The following is a 12,758-nucleotide window of genomic DNA, read 5'->3' on the forward strand; positions in this document are numbered from 1 at the left end:
ACCCCCTCAGGGTTGTACCTCCCATAGACCATACCGATCTTTATTTAATATGAATCACGACCGCTGATCGGCATCGGCGGCTTCCACCGTGCCATGACCGTCAACCTCGCCTTCGTAATCATCCTCGTCTGCCGCTTTGCGGCGGGCTTTTTCCTCGCGGGCTTTCTGGATCTCCACCGCCTCTTCCAACTGATGTGCCGCCGTATCGGAAAGGGGCGTGTAAACGGCCCAGTCACCATCGGCGGGCGGCGGCAGGGTCTCGCGCGGGATATTGCGCAGAAGGATCGTCTTGGACAGGAAATGCGCGGTGATCGGCGCCGTCATGAACAGGAACAGCGTGATCATCAGCTCGTGCAGCGACAGATCCCCCTTCTTGACCGCGAACCAGATCATCGAGGCGATCAGACAGGCCCCAACCCCCAGCGTCGTGGTCTTGGTCGGCGCATGCAGGCGGGTCATGGAATCGGGCAGCTTGACCAACCCGAACGACCCCACCAGCCCGAAGAAGCCACCGATCACCAGAAGCGCCGAAATGAGAATTTCCCAGAACAGTTCCATCTCTTACCTCACTCGATCAGATCGCCACGCAGAAGGAATTTGGCATAGGCCACCGTCGAGACGAAGCCCACCATCGCATAAAGGATCGAGGCCTCGAAAAAGATCGCCGTGCCTTCCCAGATACCGAAACACACGAACAGCCCGATGGCATTCACCGCCATCGTGTCCAGCGCCAGAATCCGGTCGGTGACGCCCGGCGATTTCACCACCCTGTAGAGGTTGAACAGAAGCGCCAGCGCATAGCAGCCGATGGCAAACATCAAAGCATAGGTGATCATTCGAAGATCTCCTTCAGACGGGCCTCATAGCGGGATTTCATGCCGTCGCGCGCGCCCTCGGGGTCGGTCTCGTGCAGGCAGTGGACCAGAAGCGAATGCCCGTCCGCCGAGAGTTCTGCCGCCACCGTTCCGGGCGTCATGGTGATCGTGCCGGCAAAGACGGTGATCGCCTCGGGGGTATGCAGATCGAGCGGAATGGAAATCCATACGGGCTGCAATTTCGCATTCGGCGTGAACAGCACGATCTTCGCCACCACGACATTCGACACCAGAATATCCCACAGCACGATCAGCGCATATTCGACCATCTTGGGAATATTGCGCACCATCGGCCGGTCCGGCCAGTAGGGGGCGGTGATCCACGGGATCACGATCCCGAGGATCAGCCCGAAGACCAGCGAGTTGAGCGTATAGGCATTGGCCAGCAGCAGCCACACCACCGTCAGAAGCACGGTCAGATGCGGATGCGGAAGGATGCGTCTAATCATATCCTGCCCTCCCTCAATGCCCGTCGATCACGGTGTGATCTTCTTCATGGGCGCTGTCTTGCACGTCATGGTCCTCTCCGTGCGGATGGGCTCCGGCTTCGGCGGCGGCCTGCGCGCGGGCGGCAGAGCCCTCCATCACCGCCGAGATATAGCCCTGACTGTCATAAAGCTGTGCCGAGATCCCCTGCACATAGGTGCTGGCAGGCCCTGCGAAGACGGTCCATGCCACAAGCCCCGCCAGCAGGCCGCCTGCGGCAGTAATGGCCAACGCGGGCGAGCTGCTATCTGTCACACCAAGCGGCGGCGGGGTCTCGTCTTGTTCGTCCTCTGTCACGGCATAGGCCTTCCAGAAGACCGTTGTCCCCGCCCGCGCAAAGCCCACGATGGCAATCAGTGACGTGCCAAGGATAACGGCCCAGATCCACCACTGGCCATAGGTTGCGTGCAAGATCATCAGCTTGCCAAGAAAGCCCGAAAGCGGCGGCATACCGGCCATGCCGATGGCCGCCATGAAGAACATCCCCGCCAGAAGCCCGTTCTGCGCAATCAGTGGCTGGGCTGTCAGAGCCAAGCCGATGCGACGGCGCTCTTTGACAAGATCGGCCACAAGGAACAGCGCGGCGGCCACCATCGTCGAATGCACCATATAGTAAAGGCCTGCCGCCGTCGCATCCTGATGGAATTGCGAGAAGGCCATCAACATGGTCCCGACCGAGCCGATCACCGAAAAGGCCACGACCCGTCCCAGATCACGCGCGCCCAGAATACCGACCATCCCGACAATCAGTGTCAGCGCCGCTGCGGGCAGAAGCACATCATGCGCCAGTGACCCCACCGCGCTTTGCGGCGTGAACACCAGCGTATAGATACGGATGATGGAATAGACCCCCACCTTGGTCATGATGGCAAACAGTGCCGCCACCGGCCCCGGCGCGTTGCTATAGGTGCCCGGCAGCCAGAACTGGAATGGCACGATCGCGCCTTTCACAGCGAAGACAAGGATCATCAGCGCCGCACCGACCCGCAGAAGGGCCGCGTCGCTTTCGGGCATCTCGGCCACTTTCTGTGCCAGATCGGCCATGTTCAGCGTGCCGGTCGTGGCATAGATCGTGCCAAGCGCAAACAGGAACAGGGTCGAACCGGCAAGGTTATAGACCACATATTGCACGCCCGCCTTCAGACGGTTGCGCCCGCCCGCATGGATCATCAGGCCATAGGAGGCAATCAGCAGCACCTCGAAGAAGACGAAGAGGTTGAACGCATCGCCCGTCAGGAAGGCCCCGTTAAGCCCCATCATCTGGAATTGCAGCAGCGAATGGAAGTGCCAGCCACGCTTGTCCCAGCCCGAGCCGATCGCATAAAGCGCGATCGCCAGACCCAGCACCGAGGTCAGCACCAGCATCAGCGCCGAAAGCTGGTCCAGCACCAGGACGATGCCGAAAGGCGCTTCCCAGTCGCCCAGCCGGTAGACTTCCGGCACCCCGCTGGAGGCCCGCACCGCCAGTGTCACCGAAATGGCCACCAGCAGCAGCATTCCCACCACCGAGAAGACGCGCTGCGCCGTGCGGTCGAAGCGCATCCACAGAACGATCAGCGGCGCCAGAAAGGCCGGCAACACCACGGGCGCGATAACGAGATGATCAAAGAAGCCCAACATCTGTCTTATTTTTCCTTCTCGTCATCGAGGTCGATATAGTCATCGCCCGCCTCGATGAAGGCGCCAAGCGCCAGCATCACAGTCACCGAGGTCATCCCGAAGCTGATCACGATGGCGGTCAGCACCAGAGCCTGCGGGATGGGGTCGGTGTAGTTTGTCACACCGTCCTGCAGGATCGGCGGCATATTCACCGCCAGACGCCCCGTCGCAAAGAGGAACAGGTTCACCGCATAGGACAGCATCGTCATGCCCAGAACCACCGGAAAGACCCTCAGCCGCAGGATCAGATAGATCCCCGCCGCTGTCATCACGCCGATTGCGCTTGCAACCAAGGCTTCCATCAGTGGGCTCCCCCGTTCTTGTCGCCGTCTTTGCTATCGTCTTTTCTGGCTTGGTCCTCGTAGCGTTCCATCAGATAACGCTCCTCGAAACCGCCATCCTCGCGCTGCGCCAGCCAGCGCCGCGGCACCACGGTGCCTTCGGGGAAGTTCTGGATACCGACCTCGGCCACGGTGCGGGCCTCGGGGCGCTCTGCCAGAATATGGGCCGCGCGCTCTTCGGTGGGCATGGCGGCCCGCCGTGCCAGACGCGACAGCCCCCCCAGCGCCAGCAGGACCGAGCCCACCACCCCGAGGAACACGCCCAGATCGAACCCCATCGCGGTGGCCAGCTCGAATTTATCGAGGAAGGGCAGCTTGAAATAGCCGAAATCCGAGGTCAGGAAGGGCTTGCCGTTGAACCACGCACCAACGCCCGTGATCCCCGCGGCCAGCACCCCCAGCCCGATCAGCTGGTGGTAATAGATCTTCTGCCGCGCCTGCGTCCACGCAAAGCCCGACGAGATATACTGCATGACCAGCGCGATCGCGACGATCAGACCGGCGATAAAGCCCCCGCCCGGCAGGTTGTGGCCGCGCAGGAAGATGAACACCCCGAAGACCAGCGCGATGGGCATCATGACACGGGTCACGATCAGCATCATCAGCGGGTGCTTGTCGCCCGCACGGATCATATCGGGACGCCATGCGATCAGCTTGCGCGAGCCGGTGCCGTTCAGCAGCGCCTCGGTCAGCGCAAAGATCACCAGCGCCGCGATCCCCAGAACGGTGACCTCGCCATAGGTATCATAGCCACGGAAATCGACGAGGATCACGTTCACCACGTTATCGCCGCCCGCAAGGTTATAGCTATTGGCCAGATGGTATTCCGACATCGACGGGAAGGCGAAATCGCGCATCATCAGCGCGTAGATCAACGAGCCGGTGCCCAGCCCCACCACAGCCGAGAAGATCTTGTCGAAATGGCGTTTGAGGTTGCTGGTCTCGGGGGCGGTGACCTTGGGCAGGAAGTTCAGCGCCAGAAGCATCAGCACCGCCGTCACCACCTCGACCGAGATTTGCGTCAGCGCAAGGTCGGGGGCCGAGAGATAGATGAAGCAGATCGACACGATCAGCCCGACAATCCCCACCAGCACCAGCGCAAGGAAACGGTTGCGGTGATAGGCGGCCACACAGAAGGTCGCGGTGACCAGCATGATCCAGCCCACCAGTGCCACGGGGCTGATCGGCAGCATCTGGCGGGTTTGCGGCCCCTGATCGCCCGTGGTCCATGCCCAGAACCCGATGGCCAGCGCGGTAAAGGCGAAAATCATCAGATAGCGCGCCATCGACCCGTTATGCAGCCCCGAGGTAAACAACCGCGCCGCGCAGGCGCAGCGCTCCACCACCCAGTCGAAGATCGACTTGGCCTCGGGACGCGGCATGGCATCCCAGATCGCGCGCAGCGGGTTGAAGGCCGCCAGCACCAGAAGACCGCCCGCAACCGCGAGGCCCGACATCATCAGGGCAGGCGTGATGCCGTGCCAGATGGCCAGGTGCAGATGCGCGCCCAGCGGCGCACCGATCACGGCCTGCGCCACGGTGGTGACGAAAGGATCCATCAGGAAGGGGAAACAGCCGATCAGCAGCACAAGGGCGGCAAGAAAGGCAGGGCTGGCCCACATGCCAAAGCCCGGATCATGCGGTTTATGCGGATAGTCGTCGCGCACCGGCCCCATGAAACCGTGCCAGATAAAGCGGAAGGAATAGGCCGCCGACAGAAGCGCCGCAATGGTCGCCAAAACCGGAATGAGCCACGGCGTACCGGCCCAAACGGTATGCGAGGCCTCCTCCAGCATCAGCTCTTTCGACAGGAACCCGTTGAAGAAGGGAATCCCCGCCATCGACAGGGTCGCGATCGTGGCGATCGTGAAGGTCACCGGCATCAGTTTGCGCAATCCGCCCAGACGTTTCAGATCGCGGGTATGGGCTTCGTGGTCCACGATACCCGCGGTCATGAAAAGCGCGGCCTTGAAGGTTGCGTGGTTAATGATGTGGAAGACCCCGGCCACAACGCCCGCTTGCGTGCCAAGCCCGAAACAGAAGGTGATCAGCCCCAGATGCGAAACGGTCGAGAAGGCCAGCAGCCCCTTCATGTCATCCTTGAAGATCGCGATCTTGGCCGCGATCAGCATGGTGAACAACCCGACACTGACCACGATATAGAACCATTCCGGCGTGCCCGACAGCGCAGGCCAGAGCCGCGCCATCAGGAACAGACCCGCCTTCACCATCGTGGCCGAATGCAGGTAGCTCGAGACCGGCGTGGGGGCTGCCATTGCATGCGGCAGCCAGAAGTGGAACGGAAACTGCGCCGATTTCGTGAAGGCCCCCAGCAGGATCAGGATCAGCGCCGGAAGATAGAGGTCCGACGACTGGATCGCCTCCCTCGCCGCAAGAATATCGGAGATCGTATAGCTGCCCGCGATATGGCCAAGGATCATCATCCCCGCAATCATCGCCAAGCCCCCTGCCCCCGTCACGGTCAGCGCCATGCGCGCGCCCTGACGTCCTTCGGGGAGGTGTTTCCAATAGCCGATCAGCAGGAAGGACGACAGCGAGGTCAACTCCCAGAAGATCAACAAAAGCAGGATGTTATTGGAAAGGACAATCCCCACCATCGCGCCTTGGAACAGCATTAGATAGGTGTAGAACTGCCCCACCGGATCTTTCGATGACAGGTAATAGCGCGCATAAAGGATCACCAGAAGGCCGATCCCGAGAATCAGCGTCGCAAACAGCATGCCGAGCCCGTCGATCATGAATTCGACATTCAGCCCCAGCCAGGGCATCCAGTCGATTCTGGTGCGGATCACTTCGCCCGCCATGACGTCGGGCAGATGCAGAAGAAGCCCCAGAAGCGCTAGGCCGGAACAGATCGCCACCGAAATCGCTGTTGTATTCCGGCCGGTGCGGATCAGAACACCAGGGAGCAGCGCCCCCAGAAATGGCAAGACGGCAATTATAGCAGGTGACATTGCTCTCCGGTCCGTTCAAGGGCATAGCTGTTTCACGCCCACCCGCGCTGGACCGCGCGAGATGTCGCAAGGTGGCTGATCAATCCACCTTTAACTGCGAATTCCCCTCCCCCGTGTCAAGGGAAACTGGGGCGAATCGAACACGGCATATTCACGGAACCGTCAAATCGAAAACCGACAGAAATGCCCCCAAAGCGCGTGGTTAACAACAAAAGACCCAAATTGCGCCCGAGATTTGGGCGGGTTTTTGCCTGCTCTCTCCCCAAACAAGCGCAATTATGCGGAACAAACCACAGTAGGTTGCTGTTCTGCACATTGAATATCAACCTCTATTGCACATCGTGACGCTTCAAGAGTATGCCTCAGCGGCAGAGGTTCACGTGATAGGGAACTTCCTGAGATTACTGGATAATACATGATTAAAACTGCCAAGAATGCCCGCACCGTCCCGACCCGCCGTCAAGTGATGGCCCATCTTGCCGCAGGCACGATGCTGGGTGGCGTCTTGGCAGGGGCTCCGCTTTGGGCGCAGGACGCGGCAGAGGACACACCCGCCGCAGATGCCGCGCAACCGGCCCTGCCCCCCGCAGCCGAAACCCAGCCCTTCAGTTTTGACAGCCTGACCATCGAGATGCGCGAGGCGGCAAAGCAGCCCGCAACCGCACCGCAAAAGGTCGACGGCTTCCTGTCGAAGCTCGATTATGACGCCTACCGCATGATCCGTTTCAACCCCGAGCATGCGCGCTTTGCCGATGGCGACCACCCGCAATTCACCCTGCAGGCCTTCCATATGGGCTGGCTGTTCCGCGAACCGGTGCTGATTTACGAGGTCAAGGACGGTCAGGCGCAGGCGATGAGCTTCTCGACCGATGACTTCGTCTACGAGCGTAAAGCCCGCGAGATCGTCCCCGAACATGCCCCCCTGCCCGGCGTGGCGGGCTTCCGTCTGCATCATCCGCTCAACCGCCCCGATGTGCTGGACGAGCTTGTGGCCTTTCAGGGCGCATCCTATTTCCGCGCGCTTGGCCGCAATTCGCAATACGGGCTTTCGGCCCGCGGTCTGGCCGTGAATACCGGCCTGTCGGTTGCCGAGGAATTCCCGCGCTTCCGCCGTTTCTGGGTCGAGCGTCCGGCAGAAAATGCCAAGACGGTGACCGTCTATGCCGCGATGGACAGCGCCTCGCTGACAGGAGCCTACCGGTTTGTGATTACACCCGGTGAAGCGACGGTGATGGACGTGACCGCCCGCCTGTTCCTGCGCGCCGATGTGCAGCAACTTGGCGTGGCACCGCTTACCTCGATGTTCCTCTATGCCGACCGCTCGCGCGACCGTTTCGACGATTTCCGCCCGCAGGTGCATGACAGCGACGGCCTCATGATCGAGAAAGCCAGTGGCGAGCGCGTCTGGCGCCCGCTGGCCAATCCCGAGCGTCTGGCCTCCAGCTATTTCAGCGAATCGACTCCGAAAAGCTTCGGCCTTTACCAGCGTGATCGCGAGTTCGAGCAATATCAGGATGCATGGGCCCGCTACGAGCGCCGCCCGTCGCTGAAAGTCGAGCCGACCAGTGATTGGGGCGATGGCATGGTGCGCCTTGTCGAGATCCCCTCCGAGGCCGAGGCCAATGATAATATCGTCGCGTTCTGGGTCCCCAAAGACGGGGCCAAGGCGGGACAAGAGCGAGAATTCTCCTATCGGCTCAGTTGGGGGGATCTTCCCCTTGATCCGAACGAGGGTATCGCCCATGTAAAAGAGACCTTCGCCGGCGCCGGCGGAGTTGCGGGCAGCAATGATAAGACCCGGAAGTTCGTTGTGGACTTCGCAGGCGGGCGTATCGCAAACCTTCCCTCTGACGCGGTTGCCGATCTGAAAGTCGTCAACACGATCAGCGGGGGCACTATCACCAACCAGAGCTTCTCAAAAATCCCAGATCACGACATATGGCGACTTGTGATGGATGTAGACGCCGAAGACGGTTCGACTGTGGAACTCACAGCCTACCTTCAGGGTTATGGTGCTAAGCAATCTGAAACTTGGGCTTACCAATGGATCAAAGCATGACCGTAATTACCTCCCCCGCGGCGGTGGACACCGTCAAACTTGAACCGCAGGACCTGATCTCGGGTCCCTGCGCCCTGCCGGACGCGCCGATGGCGATGCCTGTGCAGGTTCTCGAACGTGAAGGCGCCGGATTCTGGCATGCGCTGCTTGCGGTTCTTCCGCAGCCGATGCGTGCACATGGGCGCAGCTGATCGCACCGAATAGGAGCGAAATATTATGACCGTCGGACGCCTGTTCCTCTGGGCTTTGCGTAGTTTTGCGATTGCACTGAGCCTGGTGGCAGGCGGCGGTGCATTCGTATTGTTTCTGCAATTCGGCTCTGCAGATGGGCTGGATGTGTTCGACGTCGTGCGCGCCGTTCTTATCCTTATCTCAACACTCTGGCTGGCATGGGGGGCCGTTCAGGCCCTCATCGGGCTGACAACCCGCGCCAAGCCCCCTAAATATGACGCGAACGCCCCGATCGAGGGGCGGACCGTCATCCTGATGCCGGTCTATAATGAAGACCCGCTTTACACCTTCACCCGTCTGGCGGCGATGGACGCTTCGCTTCAAGACGCGCAGGCCAAGGCCGGCACCTCTGCCGAGGTGCATTTCGCCATTCTCTCCGACACGCGCAACGATCTGACCGCGCGCCGCGAAGAACAGCTTTTTGCCAAGCTGGTGGCGGAGCGCAACGGGATGGGCCGATACTACTACCGCCGCCGCGAGAACAATACCGGCAAAAAGGCCGGTAATATCGAGGATTTCATCACCCGCTCCGGTGGTGCCTATGATTTTGCGCTGATCCTTGATGCCGATAGCCTGATGGAAGGCGAGACCATCTTGCAGATGGCCCGCCGCATGGAGGCCGAGCCGCGTCTGGGCCTGTTGCAGACGCTGCCGAAAGTCATTCGGGCGCGGTCGCATTTCGGACGGGCCATGCAGTTTTCGGCCGCGTTCTTCTCCCCCGTTTTCGCGCGGGGTCTGGCCATGATGCAGGGCCGCACCGGCCCGTTCTGGGGCCATAACGCGATGGTGCGCACCCGCGCCTTTGCCGAGTGCTGCGGCCTGCCCACGCTGCGGGGCAAACCGCCCTTTGGCGGCCATGTGATGAGCCATGACTATGTCGAAGCCGCACTTCTGGCGCGTGGTGGCTGGATCGTGCGGCTGGATGACGATCTGGAAGGCTCCTTCGAGGAAGGCCCCGAGAATATCGTCGATCACGCCAAACGCGACCGCCGCTGGTGTCAGGGGAACCTGCAACATAGCCGCGTCATCAACGCCCCCGGCCTGCGCATGTGGTCGCGCTTTGTTTTCGCGCAGGGCATCATGGCCTATATCGCCCCCCTGTTCTGGCTGGCATTCATTCTAGCCTCGATCGGCGCGATGGCCTTTGTCGCGCCGCCCAACTACTTCCCCGAGCCCAACTGGCCCTTCCCCTATTTCCCGCCCTCCGAAGCCTCCAAGGCCATCGGCCTGTTCATCGGGATCATCGGCCTGCTGCTTCTGCCGAAGATGCTGATTGCCGCGCGGGCATGGCTGGATGGCACCGCCCGCGGCTTCGGCGGTGGGGCGAATGCCCTTGCAGGCACGGTCTGCGAACTGCTGATCAGCTCGGTCAACGCACCGATCCTGCTGATGTTCTCGACCCGCTCCGTGCTTCAGGTCCTGTTCGGGGCCGATGGTGGCTGGCCCACCAATAACCGCGGGGACGGCACTCTTGGTTTTCGTGATGGGTTCAAGGCCTCGTGGTGGATTGTGCTTATCGGCGCGCTTGGCTTATGGGCCACTTGGGTGTATGCACCGGGTCTGTTCTGGTGGCTTTCACCCGTCGGCATTCCGATGATTCTGGCGCCTTTCATCATTTCGATGACCTCGCGCACGGCCAAAGGAAACCTGTTCGGAACCCCCACGGAATATCACGCAGCCCCGATCATGGTGCTGCATGACCGGATTCTCAACAATTGGTCGGCTGAACCGGAGGCTTCGACCATAGAGGAAAAACACCATGCCTGAAGCTCGGTCCGCGCGCGATCCGCGGCTGGATTTCTTCCGCGGCATCGCCTTGGCGATGATATTCGTCAATCATATCCCGCATCAGATCTATGAAAATTTCACCTCGCGCAATTTCGGGCATTCCGATGCCGCCGAGGGATTTGTGTTCATGTCCGGTCTGGCCGCCGCTCTAGCCTATGGTCCGAAACTGGCAGAGGGTTTCAACCGGCAGAGCTTCGGCAAGATCTGGGGCCGGTCCTGGACGCTCTATATGACGCATCTTGTGATCACCTTCTGGGTCATCGCGATCTTCGCCGGTGGTGCGCTCTTTTTCGGCGGCGACAAGCTGTTGACGATGAACGCTTTCGGCCCGCTGGCAAAGCAGCCGCTGGAATGGTTGATCGGCCTTGCCACGCTGAGCCATCAACTGGGATATGTGAATATCCTGCCGATGTATGCCGCGCTGATGATCGCCGCGCCCTTCATGATCCGCTTCTCGCAGGTGGCTCCGATGAAGCTGCTGGCGGTCTCGCTGAGCCTATGGGCGCTGGCGGGCACCTTCCGGCTGAACTTCCCGAATTTCCCCTATGAGGGCGGCTGGTTCTTCAACCCGCTCTCGTGGCAGCTGATCTTCTGCATCGGTATCCTGACCGGCACGGCAATGCGTGGCGGCAAGCGGTTTCTGGGGGTGCACAAGCCCTTGGTGATCCTTGCGGGGCTATGGCTGGTCATGGCGGCGATCTGGGTCAATAACGCATGGATGCTGCGCACTTGGGGTCCGGCGCTTGGCAGCCTCAAAGATCATGGCGTGCCCTTCTTCCTTGTGACCTTCGACAAAACCTTCCTGTCGCTGCCGCGCTTCCTGCATGTGCTGGCGCTGGTCTATATTCTGTCGATGCCCTATCTCGTGCCGCAGATTGCCGCCTCCAAAGCGGCAGCGCCCCTGCGTATGCTGGGCCGCCACGGCCTGAAAGTCTTTGCCTTCGGCACCGTTCTGGCCATCTTCGCCCAAGCGGTGAAAGTGGTGCATCCGGGCGGGCTGCTGCAAGATACGGTTCTTGTCTGGGGCGGGCTGGCCATCCTTTACGCGATTGCCCGTATCTCGGAATGGATGCGTGCCAAACCCGTCGCGCGGGACGTGCCTGCGGCCCGTACTATGCCGCGCGAGGACATGCCCGGCGACCTCCTGCGGCCCGGTGCGCCCGCCCTTGCGCTGCCGCGGCTGTCGCTGCCCTCGTCGATTCCGGTCGTCCAGCCCGAAGTGCCACGCCGCGCCGAACATTGAAAAAAGGCCACGGAACGCTCCGTGGCCTTTATCCATTTCGAGGGGCTATCTGGAGCCCGCGGCCCAAAGCGCATAATCTTCGGGTTCGGGCCCCAGTTCAGACCTCAGTTCAGACCCTAGTTCGGGCGCGGGCTGCCGATCAGATCCTTCAGCACTTTCAGCACCGCCTGCACCTTTGCCGTGCGATGCAGATCGACATGGGTCACCAGCCAGAGCGAGGATTCCCATTCCGGTCGCGGCGGCAGAACCTCGACCATCCGGCTATCGGAGCGGCCTTCGTTATAAGGCACGAAGCCCAGACCAAGCCCCTGCCGCACAGCCGCCAGCTGGCTCTCATGGTCATTGGCACGGAAAACAACGCATTCATCGGGCACGGCATTGCTCATCCAGCGCCAGAAAGGCGCGCGGCTGTCCCGTTGCTCCGGCCCGATGAAACGGTGCTGGTCCAGCGTCTCTTCGGTCGGCATGCCATAACGCTCGACATAGCTCTTGCCCGCATAAAGGCCGGTGCGGTTGGCGCAAAGCTGCTGCACCACGTTATCGGGTTCGGTCGGGCGGTTACCGGCACGAATGGCCACATGCGCCTCGCCATATTCCAGCCGGAACACGCGCTGATCGGTCAGATAGCGCAGTTGCAGCTTGGGATGGTCTACCAGCATCTGTTCCAGCGCCGGCAGGATCAGGGTCGAGATTGTCGGCAGGGACGTCACGATCAGCTCGCCCGACACTTCCTCTCCTGCCCCGGCAATCCGGGCCGCCAGCTGGCTGAACTGGTCTTCGGTCGCCTGCCCTACGGCCAGAAGCTGATGCCCCGCTTCGGTCGGCGTATAGCCGCGCGGATGCCGCTGGAACAGCTTCGTCCCCAACCGCGCCTCCAGCGCGTCGACATGGCGGATCACGGTCGCATGGTGGACACCAAGCACCTCGGCTGCCCCCGAAACCGTGCCGACCCGCGCCACTTGATAGGCCGTTCTGATTTCATCCCAATTATCGAAACTCATGCTGTGCACCCGCGAACAAATTCCGTGCGATCATGCCAGTTGAGTTCAAGGTAGCAAGAGGCAATCTTGCGCCAGACTAAAAAATCCTCCCCATTCTTCG

General features: G+C 61.1%; 11 protein-coding genes. 4 read left to right on the plus strand and 7 right to left on the minus strand.

The features are described 5' to 3' along the window. Nucleotides 1–54: 54 nt before the first annotated feature. The 6 genes from WDB88_RS00895 to WDB88_RS00920 are packed head-to-tail and all read right to left on the minus strand — an operon-like array spanning nucleotide 55 to nucleotide 6,336. Nucleotides 55–558, minus strand: a complete 504-nt coding sequence (locus WDB88_RS00895) for a Na+/H+ antiporter subunit G (RefSeq protein WP_339108344.1) — start codon at nucleotides 556–558, stop codon at nucleotides 55–57. Nucleotides 559–566: 8 nt separating this feature from the next. Beyond that, on the minus strand, nucleotides 567–836 hold the full coding sequence (locus WDB88_RS00900) for a K+/H+ antiporter subunit F (protein WP_339108345.1): 270 nt from the start codon (nucleotides 834–836) through the stop codon (nucleotides 567–569). Further along, nucleotides 833–1,324: a Na+/H+ antiporter subunit E gene (locus tag WDB88_RS00905; protein WP_339108346.1), complete on the minus strand. Its 492-nt coding sequence runs from the start codon at nucleotides 1,322–1,324 to the stop codon at nucleotides 833–835. The genes WDB88_RS00900 and WDB88_RS00905 overlap by 4 nt, the downstream gene beginning before the upstream one ends. Nucleotides 1,325–1,337: 13 nt before the next feature. Further along, complete coding sequence (locus WDB88_RS00910) at nucleotides 1,338–2,981, minus strand: monovalent cation/H+ antiporter subunit D (protein WP_339108347.1); 1,644 nt, start codon at nucleotides 2,979–2,981, stop codon at nucleotides 1,338–1,340. A gap of 5 nt (nucleotides 2,982–2,986) precedes the next feature. Next, entirely contained in the window at nucleotides 2,987–3,322 is a 336-nt protein-coding gene (locus WDB88_RS00915; RefSeq protein WP_339108348.1) for a Na+/H+ antiporter subunit C, read from the minus strand. Beyond that, nucleotides 3,322–6,336, minus strand: coding sequence for a monovalent cation/H+ antiporter subunit A (locus WDB88_RS00920; RefSeq protein WP_339108349.1), 3,015 nt, complete (start codon nucleotides 6,334–6,336; stop codon nucleotides 3,322–3,324). The genes WDB88_RS00915 and WDB88_RS00920 overlap by 1 nt, the downstream gene beginning before the upstream one ends. Before the next feature lie 415 nt (nucleotides 6,337–6,751). Between WDB88_RS00920 and WDB88_RS00925 the strand changes: the two genes are divergently transcribed. Genes WDB88_RS00925 through WDB88_RS00940 form a run of 4 tightly spaced genes read left to right on the plus strand, consistent with a single transcriptional unit; the run spans nucleotide 6,752 to nucleotide 11,657 of the window. After that, nucleotides 6,752–8,395 carry a glucan biosynthesis protein G gene (locus tag WDB88_RS00925; protein ID WP_339108350.1) on the plus strand — a complete coding sequence of 548 codons (1,644 nt, stop codon included), beginning with the start codon at nucleotides 6,752–6,754 and terminating at the stop codon, nucleotides 8,393–8,395. Next, a complete protein-coding gene (locus WDB88_RS00930) occupies nucleotides 8,392–8,586 on the plus strand; it encodes a hypothetical protein (protein WP_339108351.1) in 195 nt (64 codons plus the stop codon). Before WDB88_RS00925 ends, WDB88_RS00930 begins: the two co-directional genes overlap by 4 nt. Nucleotides 8,587–8,611: 25 nt before the next feature. Beyond that, nucleotides 8,612–10,393 (plus strand): glucans biosynthesis glucosyltransferase MdoH, encoded by a 1,782-nt coding sequence (mdoH, locus tag WDB88_RS00935; RefSeq protein WP_339108352.1) that lies wholly within the window; start codon nucleotides 8,612–8,614, stop codon nucleotides 10,391–10,393. Continuing rightward, nucleotides 10,386–11,657: an OpgC domain-containing protein gene (locus WDB88_RS00940; protein ID WP_339108353.1), complete on the plus strand. Its 1,272-nt coding sequence runs from the start codon at nucleotides 10,386–10,388 to the stop codon at nucleotides 11,655–11,657. Before mdoH ends, WDB88_RS00940 begins: the two co-directional genes overlap by 8 nt. 116 nt (nucleotides 11,658–11,773) lie before the next feature. Here WDB88_RS00940 and WDB88_RS00945 read toward each other — a convergent pair whose 3' ends face one another. Beyond that, nucleotides 11,774–12,658, minus strand: coding sequence for a LysR family transcriptional regulator (locus WDB88_RS00945; RefSeq protein ID WP_339108354.1), 885 nt, complete (start codon nucleotides 12,656–12,658; stop codon nucleotides 11,774–11,776). Between the last annotated feature and the right edge of the window lie 100 nt (nucleotides 12,659–12,758).

The organism is Thioclava sp. GXIMD4216 (genome assembly GCF_037949285.1).
In the GTDB taxonomy this organism is placed as follows: Bacteria; Pseudomonadota; Alphaproteobacteria; order Rhodobacterales; family Rhodobacteraceae; genus Thioclava; species Thioclava litoralis.